The following is a 24,217-nucleotide window of genomic DNA, read 5'->3' on the forward strand; positions in this document are numbered from 1 at the left end:
CGCCACCCTTGCCGGAAGTTGGGCAGCGCGCCAATCCACGCACGTGGTCCAAATGGAGTACTGTTGCGAGCCCTGGGTCCGGTCTCCCACCAGGGTGCCCGCGGCCTTGCAAGGACCGCCGGGAGGGGGCAAGTTGCACAGGGTGACGGAGTTCGTCACTTAGCGTGGCGAACAGGTAACCGTGCCATAACGGCGGTCCCGGGCCCGTGCCCGACACGCCGGGCAACTCGGCAAGGTTGTGGCAGGCTGCACCCGGGCAGGCCACACTCGACTAGCGGAAGCAGCGACGCACGTGACGTCGGCAGGCACCACCCGGGAGGTCCCCATGCCCGAACTGCGTGTCGTGGCCGTCTCGAATGACGGCACACGGCTGGTGCTCAAGGCTGCCGACTCCACGGAGTACACACTTCCGATCGACGAACGGCTGCGCGCCGCCGTGCGCGGCGACCGGCCCCGCCTCGGCCAGATCGAGATCGAGGTCGAGAGCCATCTGCGCCCGCGTGACATCCAGGCCCGCATACGCGCCGGTGCCACCGCGGAAGAGGTCGCCCAGCTCGCCGGGATCCCCGTCGACCGGGTACGGCGCTTCGAGGGACCGGTGCTGGCCGAGCGCGCCTTCATGGCCGAGCGGGCCCGCAAGACCCCCGTCCGCCGCCCGGGCGAGAACTCCGGCCCGCTGCTCGGCGAGGCGGTGCAGGAACGGCTGTTGCTGCGCGGCGCCGACAAGGACACCGTGCAGTGGGACTCCTGGCGCCGCGACGACGGCACCTGGGAAGTGCTCCTCGTCTACCAAGTCGCGGGCGAACCGCACTCCGCGAGCTGGACGTACGACCCGCCCCGGCGGCTCGTACAGGCGGTGGACGACGAGGCCCGCTCGCTCATCGGCGAGTCCGACGACCTCGCCGTGCCGGAGCCGAGCTTCCCGTTCGTCCCGCGGATCGCGCGGCTGCCGCGCGAGCGTTCGCTGGACCGCGCCCTCGACCGGGGGGACCGGGAACGGCCCAGCCTGCCCGCGCAGCCGTCGGAGCCGGCCGAGGAGAGCACGGGCGAACGCGACTCGCTGACCAGCCTGCTGGAGGCCGTGCCGAGCTTCCGCGGCGACCTGGTGGTCCCGGAGCGCCCGTCGGAGCCGTCGGAGGAGATCGCCGACGAGCCTGTCGCCGAGGAGCCCCCGGCGCCCGCCGCGTCGGCCGGCTCCGCCTACGCGGACGTCCTCATGCCGCGCTCCGTCGGCAGCCACCGCGACCGGCTCATCGGCTCGACCGACCGCCAGGCCGAGGCGGACGGCGTCCGGCCCGGGCGCCGCGCGGCCGTCCCGAGCTGGGACGAGATCGTGTTCGGCACCCGCCGCAAGAAGCAGGAGTAGCTCTCCGGGACCGTCGAGGAGGGGCACGCACGCGTGCCCCTCCTTCGCCCGCCCCGCTACTGCGGATCCGCCCCCACCGCCACCGGCCGGGACGGGTCCGAGGACCACTCGGACCAGGAACCGACGTACAGGGCCGCCGGAATGCCCGCCACCGCCAGCGCGAGGACCTCGTGGGCGCCGGAGACGCCCGAACCGCAGTACACGCCCACCTCGGCGTCCTCGGACACCCCCAGGGCCTTGAAGCGGTCCCTCAGCTCCGCCGCGGGCAGGAAACGGCCGTCGGGTCCCACGTTCTCCGTCGTCGGCGCCGACACCGCGCCCGGGATGTGCCCGCCCACCCGGTCGATCGGCTCGACCTCACCGCGGTACCGCTCCCCCGCGCGGGCGTCGAGCAGCACACCCGTGCGGGCCAGCGCCGCGGCGCCATCCGCGTCCAGCAGGCCGGCCCCGGGCGCCGGTGCGAAGTCGCCCTCGGCCGGCTCCGGCGTCCGCGCGGACAGCTCGCCCTGCCAGGACGGCAACCCGCCGTCGAGCACCCGCACGTCCGGGTGACCCGTCCAGCGCAGCAGCCACCAGGCGCGCGCGGCGGCCCAGCCCTGCCCACCGTCGTACACGACGACCGGCCGGCCGGCGGATACACCCGCACGGCGCATCGCGGCACCGAACTCCGCGAGGTCGGGCAGCGGATGCCGGCCCCGCGCGCCGGGCGCGGAGGCGAGTTCCCGGTCCAGGTCGACGAAGACCGCGCCGGGGATGTGCCCGGCCGCGTACTCGGCGCGGCCGTCGAAGGCCGGCGCGCCGGCCGCCTTCGCCAGGCTCAACTGCCAGCGCACGTCCAGCACCACGGGCGGACTGCCCGCGGTCAGCTCATGCGCGAGTTCGGAAGCGGTGATGATGGCTGTCATGGCGTCCATCCATACGCCAGGGGTGGCCGCGGCGTCCAGGTCCGGCTACTCTGCTCGGCCGGACAGGCTCGATCACGAGGCGTACGGGATCGAGCACGGGCTGTACAGCCGACGGAGACCCGTCGGCCATCGTCAGGAAGCGGCGAAAGCCGGCAGATCGGGCATCCTCTCGGAGGTATCGCCGAGCGGCGCGGTACGGCCCCCGGCACCGTGGAGGATGCGGCGCCGGCACGGGCGTACGCGCCGGCGGCGTGGACACCCCTTCCGGGGAGCGGAAGCGACACGGCCACCGCGAGGGGCCGGGGAGAGAGTGATCGATGACCGAGGCACGGGAGTCGGCCGGTCCGCACGCACGGCGCGTGCCCGGCACACCCTGCTGGGTGAGCCTGATGGTGCACGGGCTGGACGCCACCGAGGAGTTCTACGGTGAGCTGTTCGGCTGGGAGTTCCGGCCCGGCCCGCAGCAGCTCGGCCCGTACGTGCGGGCGCTGCTGGACGGGCGGGAGGTGGCGGGCATGGGCCACCTGCCGCCGGACCACCGGCTGCCGGTCGCCTGGACGCCGTATCTCGCCTCGGACGACGTGGACCAGACCGCCGACACGGTCCGGCTGTGCGGCGGCACGGTGGCCGTCGGCCCGCTGGACGCCGCCGAGGCCGGGCGGATGGCGATCGCCGCCGACCCCTCCGGGGCGGTGTTCGGGATCTGGCAGGGCGCCGCTCATCTCGGCACGGCGATCAGCGGTGTGCCCGGCACCCCCGTCTGGAACGAACTGGTCACCTTCGAGACGGAGAGCGTCGCCAAGTTCTACACGAGCGTGTTCGGTTACGAGGAGGAGCCGGTGGTCTCCGCCGGCTTCGACTATCTGACCCTGTGCCTGGGCGGCCGTCCGGTGGCCGGGCTGCACGGCATGGGCCAGGGTCTGCCCCGTGACCGGGGGCCGCACTGGCAGACGTACTTCGAGGTCGCCGACATCGGCGAAACGCTGCGGCAGGTCACCGGCCTGGGCGGCCGGGTCCTCAGGCCGGCCCACGACAGCCCGCACGGGCGGGTGGCGACGGTGGTGGACCCGGAGGGCGCCGAACTGTCGGTCGTGCAGAAACCGCGCTGAGGCCCTCAGGAGGACGGCACGGGCAGCACGTCCGGGGACAGGGCCGCCGCGCGGGCCGCCGCGGCGGTCATCCGGCGCCGGTGGTGGCGGCGGCACAGCACCTCGTAGCCGACCTCGTCGGCGGACTGGTTGACGTCGCCGACGACGACCTGGGCGCCCTCGACCACCATCTCGCCGCCTATCGTGCGGGCGTTGTGCGTGGCGCGGGCGCCGCACCAGCACAGCGCCTCCACCTGGAGCACCTCGATCCGGTCGGCCAGTTCCACCAGCCGCTGGGAGCCGGGGAAGAGCTTGGAGCGGAAGTCGGTGGTGATGCCGAAGGCGAACACGTCCAGGCCGAGATCGTCCACCACGCGCGCGAGCTGGTCGATCTGCTCGGGTGCGAGGAACTGTGCCTCGTCCGCGATCACATAGTCGGCCCTGCGGCCCTGCGAGAGATGGTCCACCAGGTAGGCGTACAGGTCCTGGCCGTCCTCGACCTCCACCGCGTCGGTGACCAGGCCGAGGCGGGAGGACAGCTTGCCCTCACCGGCGCGGTCGTCGCGGGTGAAGATCATGCCGACCAGGCCGCGCGCGGAGCGGTTGTGCTCGATCTGCAGAGCCAGCGTCGACTTCCCGCAGTCCATCGTTCCGGAGAAGAACACCAGCTCGGGCATGAGGGGTTGAGCACCTTTCGGCAGGTCGTCGGGGTCGTGTGCGGGGCCGCGCGGGGACACGGGGCGTGTCAGGAGCGTACTTCGAGGAGCGGCACGAGCTGTTCCGCCGGGGTCATCGAGCCGTGGTTGCCGACCAGTGCGGACTCCTTCGGCTCGCGCTCGGAGGCGATCAGCAGGACGTCGTCGTGCGCGGCGGCGACCACGTCACCGATCCGCTGGTACACGCGCTCGTCCACGCTCGGCCCGAACCAGCCGGCCGCGACCGCCTCGTCCCGCGAAGCAACCCAGAACTGCTCGCCCAGCACCTCGCGCCAGCAGGTCAGGACGTCGTTCCCGGCGCCGGGCACCGCGTACACGTGCCGGGCCCGGCCCTCGCCGCCCAGCAGGGCGACGCCGGCCCGCAGCTCCCAGTCCTCGTCGAAGTCGATGCGATGCTGCTCGTCGAACGGCACGTCGACCATGCCGTGGTCGGCGGTGACGTAGAGGGCACTGCGCGGCGGCAGCTGCTCGGCCAGCCGCTGGGCGAGCCGGTCGACGTACATGAGCTGGCCGCGCCAGGTGTCGGAGGCGACGCCGTAACGATGTCCGGAGCCGTCCAGCTCGGCGTAGTACGTGTACACCAGCGAGCGGTCCCCGGCGGCCAGTTGCTCGGCCGCGAGGTCCATGCGCTCCTCGCCGGTGAGCCGCCCGACGAAGGTGCCGCCGCTCAGCGCGACCTTCGTGAGCGGGGTGTGCTGGAAGGCGGGCGAGGACACCTGGGCGGCGTGCACGCCGGCCTTGTGGGCCAGCTGGAAGACGGTGGGGTACGGCTGCCAGGGACGCGGTTCCGTGTACGGCTGCCAGCGGAGCTGGTTCATCAGCTCGCCGGTGGCCGGGTTGCGCACGGTGTACCCGGGCAGGCCGTGGGCGCCCGGCGGCAGGCCGGTGCCGACGGAGGCGAGGGAGGTCGCCGTGGTCGCCGGGTAGCCGGCGGTCAGCGGGCGGCCGGTACCGCCGCGCGAGCTGCCGAGCAGGGAGGTCAGGAACGGAGCCTCGTCCGGGTGCGCCCTGAGCTGTTCCCAGCCGAGGCCGTCGACCAGGAAGACACAGACCCGGTCGGCGGCGGTCAGTTCCTCGATCGTGGCGGTCAGACCGGGAACGCCCATGCCGGCGGCCAGGGTGGGCAGCAGGTCGGCCAGGGAGCCGGTGCCGTACTCGGGCAGCGGCGCGGTGTCGAGGGCGAGGGGTTCCGGGTGGTCCCAGGCGGAGAGCTGGGACATCAGCGCGTGAGGTCCGCGGTCGCCTCCGAGATGGCCTGTGCGAAGACGAGCGCCTGGCGCACCGTCTCCGGGCCGTCCCCCGCCTCGCTGACGCGCAGGCTGAGGTCGTCCGCCGTGGAGCTGCCCGTGTAGCCGTGGTCGGCGTCGCAGTTGGGGTCGCCGCAGGCGGCGGGCTCCAGGTCGATGCGGTTGACCGCACCCCAGCCGATGGTCAGCACGACCTCGCGGGGCAGCGTGCCCGGCTTGTACTGCTCCGGGTTCGCGACCACCCGGCTGACCACGACCGAGGAGATCCGGTCGAGCTTCACGGACTCGGTGGAGGTGGTGGCGTACGGCGTCGGGGAGGTGCTGTCGGCGGCCTGCTCGTCGGTGTGGCTGACGATGAAGCGGTTGCCGGTGAGGACCAGCACGGTGACGTGCCGGCGCACCTCGTTCTGGTCGAACGTCGTCTCCTGGTGGACCAGGAACGACCGCATGGGCTCGCCGCCCACAGCGGCCTCCACCGCCTCGGCCACGAGGGCCGGGTAGTAGCCGCTGCGCTCGATCGCCGCGCGCAGCCCCTGGGTCGTCGTACTGGTCTTGGCCATGGCGTCCATCCTAATCCGTGGGCAAGGGCGGTCCGGGCCAGTCACGGGGACCGGGGACGGCCTGTGCACCAGCGCGCGGGTGCCCGGGGACGAACCCGGGCCGGATCTCCGGATCCTCCGCGGCGGTCAGGCAGGAGACCGGCTCCGGTCCGCCGCCGTCCGCTTCGAACGCGACCACGGGGATGGTGTTTCGCCCAGGGTGCGCCGCGGCCGTGCCGTCTCCTCGACGGTGGGCTCGCGGAAGCGGGGCTCCTGGAAGGCGGCGGGGCACGAGACGAAGCCGGTGTCGGTGAAGACGACCTCCAGGCCGTGGTGGTACGTGAGGTGGTGTGCCGCGGCCGGCCGCAGCCGCCCGGCGTCCTGGGCGATCACTTTCCAGGCCCACAGTTGCCCTCGGGCAGCCGGCGTCCCGCGATCTCCATGCCGTCCCCCCTCCCCCGCTCAGTAGGCCGGCATCGTGCGCGGGCCCAGGTCGTCCCGGGCCGGCGGGGGCGCGAGCCGTACGGTGGCGCCGAGGACGCTCGTGCCGTGCGGGGCGACGACCACCGGCTCCAGGGTGACCGCGACCACCTCGGGGTGGTCGTCGACCAGCCGGGACACCCGCAGCAGCAGTTCCTCCAGCGCGGGGGTGTCGACGGGTGTGGAGCCGCGCCAGCCGAACAGCAGCGGTGCGGTGCGGATCGACCGCACCAGCGAGGTCGCGTCCCGGTCGGTGACGGGGACCAGCCGGTGCGCCATGTCCCCGAGCAGCTGTGAGGCGGCGCCGGCCAGCCCGAAGGACAGCACGGCCCCGGCCGCCGGGTCGATCACCGCGCGGACCACGGTGTCGACGCCCCTGGGTGCCATCGCCTGCACCACCGGCCGCAGCTCCTCCGGCCGCCCGAACAGCTCGGTCAGCTCGGCGTACGCCCGCAGCAACTGCTCCTCGTCCGCGAGGTCCAGGCGTACGCCGCCGAGGTCGGCGCGGTGCCTGAGGTGCGGGGCGGTGGCCTTGAGGGCCACCGGGTAGCCGAGCGCGCGGGCGGCCTCGGCGGCGCCGGACGGGGTGGGCGCGGGGAAGGCGCGGCGGACGGGGATGCCGTACTTCCCGAGCAGCTCGCAGGTCTCGGCGGCGGAGATGGTGAGCCCTTCCCCGCGCTCCAGCAGCCCCTGGATCAGCCGGGCGGCCCCCCTCTCGTCGATGTCGTCGTACTCCGGCACCTTGCCCGGGTCGGCCGCCTCCCGCCGCCACTGCGCGTACCTCACGGCTTCGGAGAGCGCGCGGACGGCACGCTCGGCGGCGGGGTAGGCGGGGATGAGACGCGTGCCCTCCGGAGGACTGGGCACCACGCCCGGAGCCGCGCCCGGCGGCTCCGGCACCACACCCGGCGGCCGCCCCGGCACCCCGGCCGGCGGCCGCCCGGGCACCGTGCCGGACTGTCGCTGCGCGGGGCAGCGGGTGTCCTCCCGGCCCGGCGGGGCGGGGGCGCCGCCCTCGGTGCCGGGTGCCTTGTCGGCGGCCCGGGGCGCGGTACTGGCCGCGGCCGACAACGCCTCCGCCAGTCCCCCCAGCTCCACGTGCACCACCAGCACCGGCTTCCCCGGCACCGCGGCCGCCGCCGACCGCAGCGCCTCGGCCAGCTCCGCGTCCCCGGGCGACGCCTCCCCGATCGCGGGGATCGCCGTGACGACGACGGCGTCGTTCGTGCCGTCGGCCAGCGCGGCGGCGAGCGCCCGGTGGAAGTCCTCCGCCGTCGCCCCGGTCGTCAGGTCCACCGGCCGCGCCGGCCGGAGCCCCTCGGCAACACACCGGTCGTAGGTCAGCACGCCGAGCGACTCCGAGTTGCCGAGGATGGCGACGCGCGGCCCGGCGGGCAGCGGCTGCCGGGCGAGCAGCAGCCCGGCGTCCACCAGTTCGGTGATCGTGTCGACCCGGATCACGCCGGCCTGCCGGAGCAGCGCGGAGACGGTCGCGTACGGCAGCCGGGTGGCGCGTACCGTGTGCCCCTGCGGCGCCGTTCCCGTGCCCTGCACCACCACCAGCGGCTTCGCCGCCGCGGTCCGCCGGGCGAGGCGGGTGAACTTGCGGGGGTTGCCGATGGACTCCAGGTACATGAGGGCGACATCGGTCTCGGGGTCGTCGTACCAGTACTGGAGGACGTCGTTGCCCGAGACGTCGGCTCGGTTGCCGGCCGACACGAAGGTGGACACGCCGGTGACGCCCGTCACCCCGCCGCCGCGCCGGTGCAGCCGGGACAGCAGGGCGATGCCGATGGCACCGGACTGGGCGAACAGCCCGATGCGGCCGGGGCGTGGCATCTCGGGGGCGAGGGAGGCGTTCAGCCGGACGTCGGGGGCGGTGTTGACGATTCCGAAGGCGTTCGGGCCGATGGTCCGCATGCCGTACGCGCGTGCGGCCCGGACGAGGGCCCGCTGCCGTTCGCGCCCCTCGGGACCGCTCTCGGCGTATCCGGCGGAGAGCACGACCAGCCCCTGGACGCCGTGTTCGCCGCACTCGGCGACCACGGCGGGCACGTGCTCGGCCGGTACGGCGACGACGGCGAGGTCCACGTGCCCGTCGATGTCCCGCACCGAGCGGTACGCGGGCACCCCGTCGACCTCCTCGAGGTCCTTAGGGAAGGCCTTGTTCACGGCGTGCAGCCGGCCCGGGTAGCCGGCGTCGCGGATGTTGCCGAGGACGCTGCGGCCGACGCCGCCGGGAGCGCGGCCGACGCCGACGACCGCGACGGAGCCGGGCGCGAGGAGCCGCCGTACCGAGCGGGCCTCGGCGCGCTGCTCCCGGGCGCGCTGCACGGCGAGGGAGCGGTCGGTGGGTTCGAGGCCGAACTCCAGGCGCACGACGCCGTCCTCGAAGCTGCGCTTCTGGGTGTAGCCGGCGTCCGTGAACACCTTGATCATCTTGTTGTTGGCGGGCAGCACCTCGGCGGCGAAGCGGCGGATGCCGCGCTCGCGCGCGACGGCGGCGATGTGCTCCAGCAGGGCGGAGGCGACACCGCGGCCCTGATGGGCGTCCTGCACCAGGAAGGCGACCTCGGCCTCGTCGGCGGGCGCGGAGGCGGGCATTCCGTCGGTGCCGATGCGGTCGTAGCGTACGGTGGCGATGAACTCGCCGCCGACGGTGGCGGCGAGCCCCACCCGGTCCACGAAGTCGTGGTGCGTGAAGCGGTGGACGTCCTTGGCGGAGAGCCGTGGGTACGGCGCGAAGAAGCGGTAGTACTTCGACTCGTCCGAGACCTGCTCGTAGAAACTGACCAGGCGGTCGGCGTCATCGACGGTGATGGGCCTGATGCGTGCGGTGCCGCCGTCGCGCAGCACCACGTCCGCCTCCCAGTGGGCGGGGTAGTGGTGCCGGTCCTGCCGGTCCGCCGAGGTCTGCATGGCCCCCAGAGTACGGCTCGCGTACGACAACGGCGCGAGGCAGTCTGTGGGGGACGGAGAGCCGGACCGAGGCCGCGGTCCGGCGCCGCACCGGGCGGGACGGAGGTCCCTCCCGGGCATGCTCCACGATGTGGGAAACTGGTCTAGACAACCCTGAGCACTGAAGGGCAGCAACACATGGCTGAGCGCCGCGTCAACGTCGGCTGGGCCGAGGGTCTCCACGCCCGCCCCGCCTCCATCTTCGTCCGAGCCGCCACGGCCACAGGCGTCCCGGTGACGATCGCCAAGGCCGGGGGCAACCCCGTCAACGCGGCCTCCATGCTGGCCGTCCTGGGTCTGGGCGCCCAGGGTGGCGAGGAGATCGTCCTCGCCTCCGACGCCGAGGGCGCGGACGCCGCCCTCGACCGTCTGGCCAGGCTGGTCTCCGAGGGCCTGGAAGAGCTGCCCGAGACCGTCTGAGCAGTACCCGGGGAGCCGCGCCGTCCGCACCGGACGGCGCGGCTTCCGCGTTTTCCCGGCCGGCCGAATTCACCGCGGGCACCCGCCGCTCGAAAACTGCCGGAATTCAGGATTCACGGCACGAGAAAGCAGCGGAAAAGCGCCCCGAACGCGCTCCGCCGAATAACTCTTCTTTGTATACGGTGCCCTTGTTAATACCGCGGGCCGGACGTGTTTACGGCGTGTTGCGAAGTCCTCACACGGTTCGCGGCACCGGTGAAGCGCAGCCGGTGCGCCCCCGTCGCACGCTCGGCGTGCAGCGCCGTGAGCGCCCGCGCGCGTTCGCCGTCGCCGCGTGCCACCGCGTCCACGATCGCGCCGTGCTCCGCCCAGGAGTCCACCGGGCTCGGCGGGGCCTGCACCACGTACATCCAGGCGATCTTGTGCCGCAGCTGGGTCAGCATCGAGGTCAGCGAGGGGCTGCCGGAGGCCTGGGCGAGCGTTTCGTGGAACCAGCCGCCCAGCGAGCGCAGATCGTCGCTGCTGCCCCTCCTGGCCCGCTCCTGACCCAGCCTGACCAGCCCTCGGAGCACCTTCAGATGGGCCTCGGTGCGCCGCTCGGCGGCCCGCGCGGCGCCCAGCGGCTCCAGCAGCATCCGCATCTCCAGCACGTCGGCGGCCTCCCGCTCGGTCGGCTCGGCCACGCACGCGCCCGCGTGCCGGCGCGTCACCACGAAGCCCTCGGCCTCCAGCGTGCGCAGCGCCTCGCGCACGGGAACGCGCGAGACGCCGTAGCGGCGGGCCAGCAGTTCCTCGGTGAGGCGGCTGCCGCGCTCGTGGACGCCGGCGACGATGTCGTCCCGGACCGCGGTACACACCGAGTGCGCCGGAATACGCATGACCGACCTCCGCCTTACTCCCCGTGAAACGTCACGACGGACGTGTGTTCCGTGACTCTATTCCAAAGAGCCGGAATTTCCGACGGCGAGGGCTAATCCATGGATATTTTTTGGACAGCGGGTCCGGTGGACACCGGGAAAAAGGCGAAAGCCCCGGCTCGGTGAGCCGGGGCTTCGAAGGACCGTGCGCCGCGCGTCAGATGCCCACGCCGTGGTTGCGGAGGTAGGCGACGGGGTCGACGTCGGAACCGTAGTCGGGGGTGGTCCGCGCCTCGAAGTGGAGGTGCGGGCCGGTCACGTTGCCCGTGGCGCCGGACAGGCCGATCTGCTGGCCCGGGACGACCTTCTGGCCCACCGTGACGGCGATGGAGGACAGGTGTCCGTACTGGGTGTACATGCCGTCGGCCATCCGGATCACGATCTGGTTGCCGTACGCGCCGCCCCAGCCCGTGGAGACGACCGTGCCGGAGCCGACCGCGTGGACGGTCGTGCCGCTGGCCGCGTGGAAGTCGATGCCGGTGTGCGAGCCGGAGGACCACAGGGAGCTGCTGGCCTGGTAGCCCGTGGACACGTAGGAGTGCGCGATGGGGGCGGTGAAGGCGTTCAGCCGCTTGCGCTCGGCCTCGCGGGCGGCGCGGGCCTTGGCCACGCGTATCTCCTCGGCCCGCTTGGCGGCCGCCTTCGCCGCGGCCTCCTCGGCCGCCTTCTGGTCGGCGGCCTGCTGCTGGGCGGCGGCCTGCGCGTCGATCTGCTCGGCGACGTCGTCGGTCGCGGCGAGGACCGGGACGAGGCCGGTCTGCTCCGTGGAGTTCTCCGCGGCGAGCGCCGGGGAGGCGGCGAGGGTGCCGATCACGCCGGTGGTGGTGAGGGCCGCGACGCCGGCCGCCTGAGCGGTGGTCCGCTTGACCCGGCCGGGCTTGCGGTGCTTCCCGGTGGCGCACATGAACGCCATGAAGTGGCTGGTCCTTTCCTTCCCTCTCGCCTACCGGGTTAGCTGACGGGTTCGGAGCAGGAAGGTCTCCTACGGGCCCCCTCGCTGGCGCGCGGGCGTCCGATTCACCCCAGGGACGGTGGGTCCCCGGCTCCCCTGGCTCGCGCCGTACGGGGACTCGGCGATCGCTGTCCGGTGCCGCGGGCGCGGCGCACTGCCTGACGAACAGCCCGGATGACGCTACGGGGGCCCGCTTTCAATCCTCAAACGGATCCGCCCTTTTGTAGCGCATCCCACAGGGCAGACAGGCAACCTCCGCCCCAAAACGGGCATCTGGAGGAAAGAGTGGAACAGCAGGGGCCCTGACGACCCGTAGGTCGTCAGGGCCCCGCGCGCGTGTGACGTTACTCGGCCGCCACCACGGTCACTTCACCGATGCCGAGCGCCTCGACCGGTGCCTTGATCTGAGAGGCGTCACCGACGAGGACGGCCACCAGACGGTCCACCGGGAAGGCGTTGACGACGGCCGCGGTGGCCTCCACCGTGCCCGTGGCGGCCATCTGCCGGTACAGCGTCGCCTGGAAGTCGTCGGGCAGGTGCTGCTCGACCTGGTCGGCCAGCGTGCTCGCCACGGCCGCCGCGGTCTCGTACTTCAGCGGTGCCACACCGACGAGGTTCTGCACGGCGACGTCCCGCTCTGCGTCGGTCAGGCCGTCCGCCGCGACGGTGCGCAGCACCTTCCACAGGTCGTCCAGCGCCGGGCCCGTGTTCGGCGTGTCGACGGAGCCGCTGATGGCGAGCATCGCCGCGCCCGTGCCGTCCGGGGCGGACCGCAGGACCTGCCCGAAGGCCCGCACGCCGTAGGTGTAGCCCTTCTCCTCGCGCAGGACGCGGTCCAGGCGGGAGGTGAGGGTGCCGCCCAGGCAGTACGTGCCGAGCACCTGGGCGGGCCAAACGCGGTCGTGCCGGTCGGGGCCGACGCGGCCGATGAGCAGCTGCGTCTGCACGGCGCCGGGCCGGTCCACGATGACCACGCGTCCGGTGTCGTCGGCGGTCACCGGCGGCACCGGCCGGGGCTCGCCCGGCGTGCCGGTCCAGGCGCCCAGGGTCTCGCCGAGCAGCGCGTCCAGGTCGACGCCGGTCAGGTCGCCGACGACGACCACGGTGGCCGTGGCGGGCCGCACATGGCGGTCGTAGAAGGCGCGCACGGCGCCGGCGTCGATCTTCTCGACGGTCTCCTCGGTGCCCTGGCGGGGCCGGGACATGCGCGAGGCCGCCGGGAACAGCTCCTTGGACAGCTCCTTGGCGGCCCGGCGGGAGGGGTTGGCCAGCTCGTGCGGGATCTCGTCCAGACGGTTGCGCACCAGCCGCTCGACCTCGCTCTCGGCGAAGGCGGGCGCGCGCAGGGCGTCGGCGAGCAGGCCGAGTCCCTTGGCCAGGCGGGAGGCCGGGACCTCCAGGCTGATGCGGACGCCGGGGTGGTCGGCGTGCGCGTCGAGCGTGGCGCCCGCGCGTTCCAGCTCGGCGGCGAACTCCTCGGCGGAGTGCCGGTCGGTGCCCTCCGAGAAGGCCCGCGCCATGATCGTGCCGACGCCGTCCAGGCCGGCCGGCTCCGCGTCCAGCGGCGCGTCCAGCAGCACCTCCACGGCGACGACCTGCTGGCCGGGGCGGTGGCAGCGCAGCACGGTCAGGCCGTTGTCGAGCGTGCCGCGCTCGGGGGCCGGGAACGCCCAGGGCTTGGCCTCGCCGGCCTGCGGCTGGGGGTGGAACTCCATGGTGGCGAGCTCGGTCACTTGGCCGTCTCCTCGTCGTTCTCGTTGCCGGCCTCTACGGTCGCTTCGCGCTCCGGGTCCTCGGGGATCCGGGCGTCCTCGACGGTCTCCGGGGACTTGGGCTCGTAGACGAGGACCGCGCGGTTGTCGGGCCGCAGGCGGGCCTTGGCGACCTCCTGGACCTCCTGCGGGGTCACCTCCAGGACCCGCTTCACGGCGGTCAGGGCGAGCTGCGGGTCGCCGAACAGAACGGCGTACCGGCACAGTTCGTCGGCGCGGCCGGAGACCGTGCCGAGCCGGTCCAGCCACTCGCGCTCCAGCTGGGCCTGGGCGCGCTCCATCTCCTCGGGCGTGGGGCCCTCCTCGGCGAAGCGGGCCAGTTCCTCGTCGATGGCGGCCTCGATGACCGGCACCTCGACGTCGCCGGAGGTCTTCACGTCCAGCCAGCCCATGGAGGGTGCGCCGGCCAGGCGCAGCAGGCCGAAGCCGGCGGCGACGGCCGTACGGTCGCGGCGCACCAGCCGGTTGTAGAGACGGGAGGACTCGCCGCCGCCGAGGACGGTCAGGGCGAGGTCGGCCGCGTCGCACGCGCGCGTGCCGTCGTGCGGGAGCCGGTAGGCGGCCATCAGGGCGCGCGCCGGGACCTCCTCGACGACGACCTCGCGCTTCTGCTCGCCGATGACGTCCGGCAGGGAGCCGTCGCGGGGCGCGGGCTTGCCGTCGTGGGAGGCGATGGAGCCGAAGTACTTCTCGATCCAGGCGAGGGTCTGCTCGGGGTCGATGTCGCCGACTACGGAGAGCACGGCGTTGTTCGGCGCGTAGTAGGTGCGGAAGAACTGGCGGGCGTCCTCCAGGGTGGCCGCGTCCAGGTCCGCCATCGAGCCGATCGGCGTGTGGTGGTACGGGTGGCCCTGCGGGTAGGACAGGGCGGTCAGCTTCTCGAAGGCGGTGCCGTACGGCACGTTGTCGTAGCGCTGGCGGCGCTCGTTCTTGACGACGTCCCGCTGGTTCTCCATGGACTCGTCGTCCAGGGCGGCCAGCAGGGAGCCCATGCGGTCGGCCTCCAGCCAGAGCGCGAGCTCCAGCTGGTGGGCGGGCATGGTCTCGAAGTAGTTGGTGCGCTCGAAGCTGGTGGTGCCGTTCAGCGAGCCGCCGGCGCCCTGCACCAGCTCGAAGTGCCCGTTGCCCTTGACCTGCGCGGAGCCCTGGAACATCAAGTGCTCGAAAAGGTGAGCAAGGCCGGTGCGCCCCTTGACTTCGTGGCGTGAACCCACGTCGTACCAGAGGCAGACCGCCGCCACCGGGGTCAGGTGGTCCTCGGAGAGCACCACGCGCAGACCGTTGGCCAGGCGGTGCTCGGTCGCTGTCAGGCCCCCGGAGCCTGCCTCGGCTGTGGTCGTGTGACCCATGGGCATGTACATCCCTTCGCGAGCGGATGCGGTTGTGAAAACCGCGGATTTCCTGCCGTTCCTGCCACTGTATGCAAAGCGTGCGGGGGCTCGGCGAAGTTCCCGCGGGCCGTACGCCCAGAGCGGATCGCGTAGCCTGCGTCCGGCCCTCTGCGGACGCCCTCCGGCGCGGGGCGGGTCCGTGGAGACCGGGTCGTGGCCCGGGTTGTCAGTGCCGCGGTCCACAATGGTCCGCGACAGATCCGTCAATCGCTTCAGCAAGAGCGAGCCGGAGGGTGCGCGCCCCCTCGGTGAGCGACCAGATCAGGAGGAGCCGGCAGCGATGGCCCGCCGCAGCACGAAGACCCCGCCGCCCGACGATTCGTTCGAGGAGAGGATCCTCGACATCGACGTCGTGGACGAGATGCGTGGCTCCTACCTCGAGTACGCGTACTCGGTCATCTACTCGCGCGCCCTGCCGGACGCCCGCGACGGCCTCAAGCCGGTGCACCGCCGGATCGTGTACCAGATGAACGAGATGGGCCTGCGCCCCGAACGCTCCTACGTGAAGTGCGCGCGTGTCGTCGGCGAGGTCATGGGCAAGCTGCACCCGCACGGCGACGCGTCGATCTACGACGCCCTGGTGCGCATGGCGCAGCCGTTCTCCATGCGGGTGCCGCTGGTCGACGGCCACGGCAACTTCGGCTCGCTGGGCAACGACGACCCGCCGGCCGCCATGCGGTACACCGAGTGCCGGATGGCCGAGGCGACGAGCCTGATGACCGAGTCGATCGACGAGGACACGGTCGACTTCGCGCCGAACTACGACGGCCAGGAGCAGGAGCCGGTGGCGCTGCCCGCCGCCTTCCCGAACCTGCTGGTCAACGGCTCCTCGGGCATCGCGGTCGGCATGGCGACGAACATGCCGCCGCACAACCTGCGGGAGGTCATCTCCGCCGCCCGCCATCTGATCCGGTTCCCGAACGCGGACCTGGACGCGCTGATGAAGCACGTCCCGGGCCCGGACCTGCCCACCGGCGGCCGGATCGTCGGCCTGGACGGCGTCCGGGACGCTTACGCGACCGGCCGCGGCACGTTCAAGATGCGCGCGACGGTCTCCATCGAGACCGTCACCGCCCGCCGCAAGGGCCTGGTGGTCACGGAACTGCCGTTCGCGGTCGGACCCGAGAAGGTCATCGCGAAGATCAAGGACCTGGTCAACGCGAAGAAGGTCCAGGGCATCGCCGACGTCAAGGACCTCACCGACCGCGAGCACGGCCTGCGCCTCGTCATCGAGATCAAGAACGGCTTCGTGCCGGAGGCGATCCTGGAGCAGCTGTACAAGCTGACCCCCATGGAGGAGTCCTTCGGCATCAACAACGTCGCGCTGGTCGACGGCCAGCCGCTCACGCTGGGTCTGAAGGAGCTGCTGGAGGTCTACCTGGACCACCGCTTCGAGGTGGTCCGGCGCCGCAGCGAGTTCCGCCGCGGCAAGAAGCGCGACCGGCTGCACCTGGTCGAGGGCCTGCTGACCGCGCTGGTCGACATCGACGAGGTCATCCGGATCATCCGCTCCAGCGAGAACTCCGCGCAGGCCAAGCAGCGCCTGATGGAGCGCTACTCGCTGAGCGATGTGCAGACGCAGTACATCCTCGACACGCCGCTGCGCCGGCTCACCAAGTTCGACCGGATCGAGCTGGAGGCGGAGAAGGACAAGCTCACCGCGGAGATCGAGGAGCTGACCCGGATCCTGGACTCGGACGCGGAGCTGCGCAAGCTGGTCTCCGCCGAACTGGCCGCCGTGGCGAAGAAGTTCGGCACCGACCGGCGCACGGTCCTGCTGGAGGCCGGGGGCGCCCCGGCGGCGGCGGTCCCGCTCCAGGTGGCCGACGACCCGTGCCGGGTGCTGCTGTCCTCGACGGGGCTGCTGGCCCGTACGGCGACCGACGAGCCGCTGCCGGAGGCGGGCACCAAGCGCGTCAAGCACGACGTGATCGTCTCGGCGGTGCCGGCCACCGCGCGCGGGGTGATCGGCGCGGTGACCTCGGACGGCCGGCTGCTGCGTATCAACGTGGTCGACCTGCCGCAGCTGCCCGAGGCGGCGTCCCCGCCGAACCTCTCCGGAGGCGCCCCGCTGGCGGAGTTCGTCTCCCTGGAGGGCGACGAGACGGTGGTCTGCCTGATCACGCTGGACGAGTCGTCCCCGGGTCTCGCGATCGGCACCGAGCAGGGTGTCGTCAAGCGTGTGGTGCCCGACTACCCGTCCAACAAGGACGAGTTGGAGGTCATCACGCTCAAGGAGGGCGACCGGATCGTCGGCGCGGTGGAGCTGCGCACCGGCGAGGAGGACCTGGTGTTCATCACCGACGACGCACAGCTGCTGCGCTTCCAGGCCTCCATCGTCCGTCCGCAAGGCCGCCCGGCGGGCGGTATGGCGGGGATCAAGCTCACCGAGGGCGCGAAGGTGATCTCCTTCACGGCGGTCGACCCGGCCGCCGACGCGGTGGTGTTCACGGTGGCGGGCTCGCGCGGCACGCTGGACGACTCGGTGCAGACGACGGCCAAGCTGACGCCGTTCGACCAGTACCCGCGCAAGGGCCGGGCCACGGGTGGCGTGCGCTGCCAGCGGTTCCTGAAGGGCGAGGACTGCCTGTCGCTGGGCTGGGCGGGCCCGGTTCCCGCGCGTGCGGCGCAGAAGAACGGCGCCCCGGTGGAGCTGCCGGAGCCGGACCCGCGCCGGGACGGTTCGGGCACGTCACTGCCGAAGACGGTCGCTGTGGTGGCGGGGCCGGTGCTCTAGTAGCGCTTCGTCACGTTGTGTGTCTGTTTGTGGGAACGGGCGGCCGCAGGTGGTGCAGGTGGTGCGAGTGCCGGTCCAGCACCTCGGCAGGTCCTGAATGATGTCGAGGACCTGGTAGAGGGTCGGGCCGGCGTCCGCACTCCGGTGTCGAGCCACCGAAGGGGCGGAAGGCCTGGGCGGCGGTGACGAGGGTGAGGCGCTGGTGCCGGCCGCGCCAGGTCCGGCCCTCGAAGTGGTCCAGGCCCGGGCCGCGCTTGAGTTCCCGGTAGTCGTGGTCGATCCGCCGGCGCGTCTGCGCCCACCGCGGCGCTCGCCACGGGGCGTCCGGTCGGGGCACGGCTTGGTATGTGGAAGAGTCAGACGCCGTCGCCCGTGCCGGCCGTACGAGGTCGTGCCCTGGGGCCAAGAGGATCAGGAGTCGTTCGATGGCTGATGAGATCACGCTGCGCCCGGTGACCGCCGACGATCTGGACCTGTTCGACCGCGAGTTCAACGGGCCGGAGGGGGCCGGCCAGTACCAGTGGTTCGGCTTCGGGTCACCGGCCGGCCTGCGTCGGCAGTTCGCCGAGACCGGCCTGCTCGGTCCCGACGGCGGCGTGCTCTCCGTCGCGGAAGCGGGCCGTACGGTGGGCCGGGTCGAGTGGTTCGCCAGCACCTGGGGGCGGCCCGCCACCTCCACCTGCTGGACCCTGGCGATCGGCCTGGTGCCGGCCTCGCACGGCCGCGGCATAGGCACCCAGGCCCAACGACTGCTGGCCGAGTACCTCTTCGACCACACCAGGGCCGAACGGCTCCAGGCCTGGACGGACTGCGCCAACCTCGCCGAGCAGCGTGCCTTGGAGAAGGCAGGCTTCGTCAGGGAGGGCGTGCTGCGCTCCGCGCAGTGGCGCGGCGGCCAGTGGCACGATCAAGTGATCTTCTCCATGCTCCGCGCGGAGCGGTCCGGCGGCTCATGACCGAAGCCGCAGTCAGACCGAGGCGAGGGTCACGGTGCCGTGGGCGTTGCAGACGCGCTCGTCGAACCTGGTGGCCACCGCCCGGGACTCGAGACCGTTGATCGTGCGCTCAACTTCGTTCCTCTTGTAGATCGCCTTGTCGAAGGTGATGGTTCCGCCGCCCTTGCTGCCACGGCCGTGCCGGTCGGCCCGCTGGTTCCTCGGTTCGGGGGTGGTGTGCCTGATCTGGCGTCCGCGCAGGTGGCGGCGGTCACGTCGGGCGGAATACGCCTTGGGCGGTGGCGGCGCGCAGGGCGGCGGTGAGGCCGCCCGCCACGGCGGCCGGCCCCTCCGCCGAGATGATCCGGCCGGGTACGGGATTTCCCGCCGCCGAGGCGGGCGGCCCGAATCCGTTCCATGACGGGGACGAGTTGCGGTGCGTCGCCCAAGGCGGCCGCGAAGATCCTGTCCCAGCTGCCGTCCGCTGAATGCCGCGATCCACACCGAACCCGGAAGGCCCCCACCTGTTCAAGCACCCAGTACGCGTGTCACCGACGTCCAGGGACAGCACACCTAGCCGGGCGGATCCTCCAGGTCGGCTTCCGCTTCGGCCGGACCCTGCACGTAGCGCAGCACGCCCCACATGCCGTGCTCGTCGGCGTGTGGGGCGTCGCTCTTGCAGGCCTCCAGTTCCTTGCCGAGGGCGTCCGCGTCGATGCCGGAACCGATCAGCACGAGCTGGGTGAGCCGGGCTGCCCCGGGCGCCCAGGACTCCGGGTAGAAACGCAGGAACCGGCCGACGGCGTGCACGGCGTACCGGTGGTCGGGGTCGTGCGGCCCGAAGTCCACGTACCCCTTGATCCGGTACAGCCCCTCGGACCTGCCGTCCAGGAACTGCATGAGCCGGCGGGGCTCCAGGGGAACGTCGGAGGTGAAGGACAGGCTGTCGTAGCCGGTGTGCAGGTGCCCGGTGTGTTCCCCGGCGTCCTCGGCGTCCCCGCTGTCCTCGGCGTGCTCGTGGAGGTCGTCGAAGGACAGCTGGCCGATGCGCTCCTCGCTCGGCCGGCAGTCGAAGAGGAACTCGGGGTCGATCCGGCCGTAGGTGGCGGGGACGACGGCCGCGCGGTCGGTGAGCGAGCGGACGAGCCCCAGGACCCGGTCGGCGTCGCCGGCACGGTCGAGCTTGTTGACGACGACCAGGTCGGCGAGGGCGAGATGCCGGTCGATCTCGGGGTGCTTCGCGCGCGTGTCGTCGAACTCGGCGGCGTCGACGACCTCGACGAGACCTCCGTAGACGATGCCCGGGTGCTCGCTGGCGAGCACCATGCGCACGAGTTCCTGCGGCTCGGCCAGCCCGCTGGCCTCGATGACGATCACATCGATGCCGGTGGCGGGCGCCGCGAGCCGGTCCAGGTAGAGGTCGAGTTCGCTCGCGTCGACGGCGCAGCACAGGCAGCCGTTGCCGAGCGAGACGGTCGAGTCGCCGAGAGCGCCCGCGACGGCCATCGCGTCGATCTCGATGGCGCCGAAGTCGTTGACGACCGCCCCGATCCGGCTGCCTCCACTGCGGTGCAGCAGGTGGTTGAGGAGCGTGGTCTTCCCGGATCCCAGAAAGCCCGCGAGCACGACGACCGGGATCTGGCGCGGGCTACGACTGCTGTCCTGGCTGTTCGCCAAGCTGTTCCCCAAGCTGTTCCCCAAGGGTGACCTCTCTCCTGTGGACCGGCTGCGGACCAGGATAGGAGGGTTCCGGGGGACGTCGACCGACCGGGGGACGTCGGCCGACCGGGGGACGTCGGCCGACCGGGGGACGTCGGCCGACCGGCGGACGGGTGCGCCGACGGGACCGACGCCGACGGCGGGGGTGCGTGCGCCGAGGGGCGGGGGTGCGTGCGCCGACGGGCGGGGGTGCGTGCGCCGACGGGCGGGGGTGCGTGCGCCGACGGGCGGTGTGCCGGCGTGCAGCGCGGGCGCGGGCGACAGCCGGGCAGCAGGCCGGGTGCGTCAGCGGACGGCGGCCGCGTGCGCCAACGTGTAGGGGCGGCGTGCGCCAGCGTATGGGCGCGTGCGGCACCGTACGTGGGCGTGCGTCAGCGTGGGGGGCGGGGCGGCGTGCGCCAACGTACGCGCGCGTGCGTCAGCGTGTGGGGCGGGCGCGGCCTCAGCCGGCGGCGGGGACCGCGACGGGCGGCTGCGGCCCCACATAGCGCGCCACGGGGCGGATGATCTTCGAGTCGGCCGCCTGCTCCAGGATGTTGGCGCTCCAGCCCACCACCCGTGCCGCGGCGAAGGTGGGCGTGAACATCTCCCGGGGCAGGCCGCACAGTTCCATGACCACACCGGCGTAGAACTCGACGTTGGTGTGCAGCTCGCGGCCGGGCTTCAGCTCGGCGAGGATCGCCTCCACCCGGCGCTCGACCTCCACCGCGAAGTCCACCCGCGGGCCGCCGAAGCCCAGGGCGATCTCCCGGAGCATCCGCGAGCGAGGGTCCTCCGTACGGTAGACGGCATGCCCGAAGCCCATGATCCGGTCGCCGGCGAGGACCCGCTCGCGGATCCAGGGGTCGATCCGGCCGGGCGTGCCGATCGCGTCCAGCGTGTCCAGGGCGCGGCTGGGTGCGCCTCCGTGCAGCGGCCCGGACAGGGCTCCGACGGCCCCGGTCAGGCAGGCCGCGACGTCGGCGCCGGTGGAGGCGATCACGCGTGCCGTGAAGGTTGACGCATTGAATCCGTGATCAATGGTTGAGATCAGGTATTGCTCGACCGCACGGGCCCGTAGCGGGTCCGGCTCCGAACCCGTCAGCATGTACAGGTAGTTGGCCGCGTACGAGAGGTCCTCCCGCGGTTCGACCGGGTCGAGCCCTCGGCCGAGCCGGTAGAGCGCGGTGAGCAGGGTGGGTACGGCCGCGCAGGCGGCCACCGTGTCGGCGCGCCGCCGGTCGGCGTCGATGTCGTAGACCGGCCGGAAGCCCTGGGTGGCGCCCAGCAGGGACAGGGCCGTGCGCAGTCCGGCCAGCGGCCCGGACCCCCGGCCGGCCTCGGCGACGGCGGGCAGGGCGGCGCGGACGTCGTCGGGCAGGCGCCGCTGCGCGGCGGTCTCGGCGGTGAAGGCGGCACTGCGCCGCGCGTCCGGCAGCCTGCCGTGGACCAGGAGGTGCCAGACGTCCTCGAAGCTCCGGGTGCGGGCGAGGTCGACGGCCGAGTACTGCCGGTAGTGGTAGAAGCCCTCCCTGCCCCGCACGTCACCGACCTCGGTCTCGGTGACGACGACGCCCGCGAGACCGCGCGGGGCGTCGATGAGGGTGGCGACTGCCCTGTTGATGGTCATGATTTTCCTCCCTGGACTTGATCCGACTGTCCATGCTTGACTAAGTTGCTGTCAATATTGATTGAATCAATGGATAGCCATCAACATGTGCAGAGGCGACTACGGTGACCCCATGCGCGATCACGACACCGCTCCCCACCATCCCGGGCGCCGGCTGACCACCAAGGAGACCGCCGAACTGCTCGGCGTGAAGTCCGAGACGGTCTACGCGTACGTGAGTCGCGGCCTGCTCAGCAGCAGACGTGAACCCGGCGGGCGGGCCAGCACCTTCGAGGCCAAGGAGGTCGAGGCCCTCGCCCGCCGCAACCGGCGTGAGGCGGCCGGCGGCCCGGGCTCCGGCGGTGATCTGTCCGTCCGCACCCGGATCACGCTCATCGATCGCGACCGGTACTTCTTCCGGGGTGTGGACGCCGTCGAACTGGCCGCACGTCACCCCTACGAGGAGGTCGCGGAGTGGCTGTGGACCGGCCGGCTGACGCCGGGGGTGAGGTTCACCGCGCCCGAGGACACCGTGCGGGTCGCCCGCCGCGCGGTGGACGCCCTGTCCGAGCACGCATCCCCCGTCGACCGGCTGCGGGTGGCGGCGGTCGCCGCGGCGGCCGAGGATCCGCTGCGCTTCGACCTGTCCGAGGAGGCCGTGCTGAACACGGCGCGCATCCTCATCCCCACCCTCGTCTCCGCGCTGCCGCCGGCCCGGCACGACCACAGGGACGACGGCCCGCTGGCCCACCGCCTGTGGGGCCGGCTGACCGGCCGTCCCGCCGACGAGGCGTCCCTCCGCGTCCTGGACACCGCGCTCGCCCTGCTCGCCGACCACGACCTGGCCGCGTCCACGCTCGCGGTCCGGGTCGCCGCCTCGGCCCGGGCCCATGCCTACGCGGCCGTGTCGGCCGGCCTCGGCGTGCTGGAGGGACCGCTGCACGGCGCGGCCAGCGGCCTGGCGCACCGGATGCTCCTGGACGTGCTCGACCAGGGCACGGCGGTGCCGGTGATCGCCGAGGAGCTGCGCGCCGGCCGCCGCGTCCCCGGCCTCGGTCACCGGCTGTACATGGGCGAGGACCCCCGCGCGCGGGCCCTCTTCGCCCTGCTGGAACAGGTCCCGCGCGCGGAGTCCGCGCTGCTCGCGGCACGTGACGTCGTCGCCACGACCGCCCGGCACACCCCGCTGCACGCCAACGTGGACCTGGCCCTGGCGGTCTTCACCGCGTCCTGCGGCATGCCGGCCACGGCGGGCGAGACGATCTTCGCCGTCGCCCGGACCGCGGGCTGGATCGCCCATGCCCTGGAGGAGTACGGCGAGCGCCCGCTGCGTATGCGCCCCAGCGGCCACTACGTCGGTGCGCGTCCGCCACAGCCCCTCCCGGAGTAGGCCGCACCGGGGCCGGAAGTCCCCCCGGGGAGACTCAGGTTAGGCTCACCTCTGTGAGTAGGTGTGCGACCGTCTCCCGAAGCCTCGACGAGCCGGTTTCCGGTACGGCAGCCACGGCGACGACGTGGCTGCTGCTGGAGCAGCCCGGCCCGTGGGGAGCCAAGGCGCTCACCTCCAGTCACCTGGACCCCGAGCTGGGCCGGGCGCTGGAGGCCGCCGCCGACGGAACCGGCGTCCGTGTCGCCCTCATCCGGCACCCCGGACGCCACGCCGACCCCGGCACGCCCCCGATGCGGCAGGTGTACGCCGCGCACACCGTTCCGGGTCGGGTATGGCTGCACAGCGCCACCACCCGTGATCCGCAGCAACTGCTGGACCTCGACTTCGCCGCCCTCGGAGCGGGCGACCACCGCTCCTTCGGCGCGGCCCTCGGCGGACGGCCCCACCGGGGTGACCCGCTGGCACTCGTGTGCACCAACGGCAAGCGCGACCGCTGCTGTGCCCTCCTGGGCCGTCCCCTCGCCACGGAGCTGGTCACGTCGGGGGTGCGTGGCGTCTGGGAGGTCACCCATCTGGGTGGACATCGGTTCGCACCCACGGTTCTCGTCCTGCCCTACGGGTACGCCTACGGCCGCGCCGAGGCACACACCGTCAAGGAGGCCCTGCACGGTGTCCGTGAGGGGCGTGTGGTCGTCGAGGGGTGCCGGGGGTGCTCCGCGTGGGAGCGGCCCGGCCAGGCGGCCGAGCTGGCCGTGCGGGCGGCCGCGGGCGAGTACCGGGCGGGTGTGCTGAGCGTCGTGCGGACCGACGGCACCGCCGCGCGCCGGGAGGTCACGGTCGCTCACGCCGACGGCCGCCGGTGGCGGGTCACCGTGGCGCAGGGAGCGTCGCTGCCGCCCCGTCCGGAGAGCTGTGGCGCGGCGGCTCTGGGCTCGCCCGCGCGGATGGACGTGGTCGAGGTGCGCGAACTGAGGCCGACGGCGCTGGCGAGCTAGCAGGGCCTGATCGCCGCCCATGATTGCCGTTGGACCGGTTCGACACGTCGATGGTCAACGCACTTGTCGACCCTCACCCAAAGCCCGTCAACGGTTGATCTC

General features: G+C 72.9%; 19 protein-coding genes, 2 pseudogenes and 1 riboswitch. Of the genes and pseudogenes, 7 read left to right on the forward strand and 14 right to left on the reverse strand.

Annotated elements, in window-relative coordinates; translation table 11 throughout:
• Positions 1–325: 325 nt before the first annotated feature.
• Positions 326–1,366, forward strand: coding sequence for a septation protein SepH (gene sepH, locus JK361_RS29310; protein ID WP_201823710.1), 1,041 nt, complete (start codon positions 326–328; stop codon positions 1,364–1,366).
• A gap of 56 nt (positions 1,367–1,422) precedes the next feature.
• On the opposite strand, the gene JK361_RS29315 is transcribed toward sepH, so the two are convergent.
• The gene (locus JK361_RS29315; protein WP_201823713.1) at positions 1,423–2,271 is read right to left on the reverse strand and encodes a sulfurtransferase; all 849 of its coding nucleotides are present in this window, start codon (positions 2,269–2,271) and stop codon (positions 1,423–1,425) included.
• Between the two features lie 317 nt (positions 2,272–2,588).
• Here JK361_RS29315 and JK361_RS29320 point away from each other — a divergent pair, with 317 nt between their 5' ends.
• Positions 2,589–3,380, forward strand: a complete 792-nt coding sequence (locus tag JK361_RS29320) for a VOC family protein (protein ID WP_201823715.1) — start codon at positions 2,589–2,591, stop codon at positions 3,378–3,380.
• 5 nt (positions 3,381–3,385) lie between these two features.
• On the opposite strand, the gene JK361_RS29325 is transcribed toward JK361_RS29320, so the two are convergent.
• The 5 genes from JK361_RS29325 to JK361_RS29345 form a co-directional block, all read right to left on the reverse strand.
• Positions 3,386–4,036 carry a thymidine kinase gene (locus JK361_RS29325; protein WP_201823719.1) on the reverse strand — a complete coding sequence of 217 codons (651 nt, stop codon included), beginning with the start codon at positions 4,034–4,036 and terminating at the stop codon, positions 3,386–3,388.
• Positions 4,037–4,104: 68 nt separating this feature from the next.
• Positions 4,105–5,295 (reverse strand): alkaline phosphatase family protein, encoded by a 1,191-nt coding sequence (locus tag JK361_RS29330; RefSeq protein WP_201823721.1) that lies wholly within the window; start codon positions 5,293–5,295, stop codon positions 4,105–4,107.
• Complete coding sequence (locus tag JK361_RS29335) at positions 5,295–5,891, reverse strand: DUF5998 family protein (protein ID WP_201823723.1); 597 nt, start codon at positions 5,889–5,891, stop codon at positions 5,295–5,297. Before JK361_RS29335 ends, JK361_RS29330 begins: the two co-directional genes overlap by 1 nt.
• 117 nt (positions 5,892–6,008) lie before the next feature.
• Positions 6,009–6,254: a hypothetical protein gene (locus tag JK361_RS41495; protein ID WP_236053758.1), complete on the reverse strand. Its 246-nt coding sequence runs from the start codon at positions 6,252–6,254 to the stop codon at positions 6,009–6,011.
• Positions 6,255–6,323: 69 nt separating this feature from the next.
• Complete coding sequence (locus JK361_RS29345) at positions 6,324–9,260, reverse strand: bifunctional acetate--CoA ligase family protein/GNAT family N-acetyltransferase (protein WP_201823731.1); 2,937 nt, start codon at positions 9,258–9,260, stop codon at positions 6,324–6,326.
• A 177-nt stretch (positions 9,261–9,437) separates the two neighbouring features.
• Here JK361_RS29345 and JK361_RS29350 point away from each other — a divergent pair, with 177 nt between their 5' ends.
• The gene (locus tag JK361_RS29350) at positions 9,438–9,719 is read left to right on the forward strand and encodes an HPr family phosphocarrier protein (protein ID WP_201823733.1); all 282 of its coding nucleotides are present in this window, start codon (positions 9,438–9,440) and stop codon (positions 9,717–9,719) included.
• A gap of 191 nt (positions 9,720–9,910) precedes the next feature.
• On the opposite strand, the gene JK361_RS29355 is transcribed toward JK361_RS29350, so the two are convergent.
• From JK361_RS29355 to JK361_RS29370, 4 genes are all read right to left on the reverse strand, one after another.
• Complete coding sequence (locus JK361_RS29355) at positions 9,911–10,597, reverse strand: GntR family transcriptional regulator (protein ID WP_201823736.1); 687 nt, start codon at positions 10,595–10,597, stop codon at positions 9,911–9,913.
• 196 nt (positions 10,598–10,793) lie between these two features.
• The gene (locus JK361_RS29360) at positions 10,794–11,549 is read right to left on the reverse strand and encodes a M23 family metallopeptidase (RefSeq protein ID WP_201823739.1); all 756 of its coding nucleotides are present in this window, start codon (positions 11,547–11,549) and stop codon (positions 10,794–10,796) included.
• A gap of 12 nt (positions 11,550–11,561) precedes the next feature.
• A riboswitch (cyclic di-AMP (ydaO/yuaA leader) is annotated at positions 11,562–11,722 on the reverse strand.
• 210 nt (positions 11,723–11,932) lie between these two features.
• Positions 11,933–13,321, reverse strand: a complete 1,389-nt coding sequence (locus tag JK361_RS29365) for a M16 family metallopeptidase (protein WP_201823742.1) — start codon at positions 13,319–13,321, stop codon at positions 11,933–11,935.
• Entirely contained in the window at positions 13,318–14,715 is a 1,398-nt protein-coding gene (locus tag JK361_RS29370; RefSeq protein ID WP_201823745.1) for a M16 family metallopeptidase, read from the reverse strand. Before JK361_RS29370 ends, JK361_RS29365 begins: the two co-directional genes overlap by 4 nt.
• A gap of 316 nt (positions 14,716–15,031) precedes the next feature.
• On the opposite strand from JK361_RS29370, the gene JK361_RS29375 reads away from it, so the two are divergent.
• On the forward strand, positions 15,032–17,488 hold the full coding sequence (locus JK361_RS29375; RefSeq protein WP_201823747.1) for a DNA gyrase/topoisomerase IV subunit A: 2,457 nt from the start codon (positions 15,032–15,034) through the stop codon (positions 17,486–17,488).
• 166 nt (positions 17,489–17,654) lie between these two features.
• Here the strand turns inward: JK361_RS29375 and JK361_RS42880 are convergent.
• Positions 17,655–17,792: pseudogene (locus JK361_RS42880) on the reverse strand (IS701 family transposase); the annotation flags it as partial.
• 121 nt (positions 17,793–17,913) lie between these two features.
• On the opposite strand from JK361_RS42880, the gene JK361_RS29380 reads away from it, so the two are divergent.
• Positions 17,914–18,444, forward strand: coding sequence for a GNAT family N-acetyltransferase (locus JK361_RS29380; RefSeq protein ID WP_201823749.1), 531 nt, complete (start codon positions 17,914–17,916; stop codon positions 18,442–18,444).
• Positions 18,445–18,456: 12 nt separating this feature from the next.
• Here the strand turns inward: JK361_RS29380 and JK361_RS41505 are convergent.
• The 3 genes and pseudogenes from JK361_RS41505 to JK361_RS29390 all read right to left on the reverse strand — a co-directional run.
• Positions 18,457–18,869: pseudogene (locus tag JK361_RS41505) on the reverse strand (transposase family protein); the annotation flags it as partial.
• Between the two features lie 127 nt (positions 18,870–18,996).
• Positions 18,997–20,112, reverse strand: coding sequence for a CobW family GTP-binding protein (locus tag JK361_RS29385; RefSeq protein ID WP_372448750.1), 1,116 nt, complete (start codon positions 20,110–20,112; stop codon positions 18,997–18,999).
• A gap of 472 nt (positions 20,113–20,584) precedes the next feature.
• Positions 20,585–21,751 carry a citrate synthase/methylcitrate synthase gene (locus JK361_RS29390; RefSeq protein ID WP_201823753.1) on the reverse strand — a complete coding sequence of 389 codons (1,167 nt, stop codon included), beginning with the start codon at positions 21,749–21,751 and terminating at the stop codon, positions 20,585–20,587.
• 112 nt (positions 21,752–21,863) lie between these two features.
• Between JK361_RS29390 and JK361_RS29395 the strand changes: the two genes are divergently transcribed.
• On the forward strand, positions 21,864–23,120 hold the full coding sequence (locus JK361_RS29395; RefSeq protein ID WP_201823755.1) for a citrate synthase: 1,257 nt from the start codon (positions 21,864–21,866) through the stop codon (positions 23,118–23,120).
• 53 nt (positions 23,121–23,173) lie between these two features.
• Positions 23,174–24,115: a ferredoxin family protein gene (locus JK361_RS29400; RefSeq protein WP_201823757.1), complete on the forward strand. Its 942-nt coding sequence runs from the start codon at positions 23,174–23,176 to the stop codon at positions 24,113–24,115.
• Positions 24,116–24,217 lie beyond the last annotated feature (102 nt).

This window comes from Streptomyces musisoli, from assembly GCF_016741855.1.
In the GTDB taxonomy this organism is placed as follows: domain Bacteria; phylum Actinomycetota; class Actinomycetes; order Streptomycetales; family Streptomycetaceae; genus Streptomyces; species Streptomyces musisoli.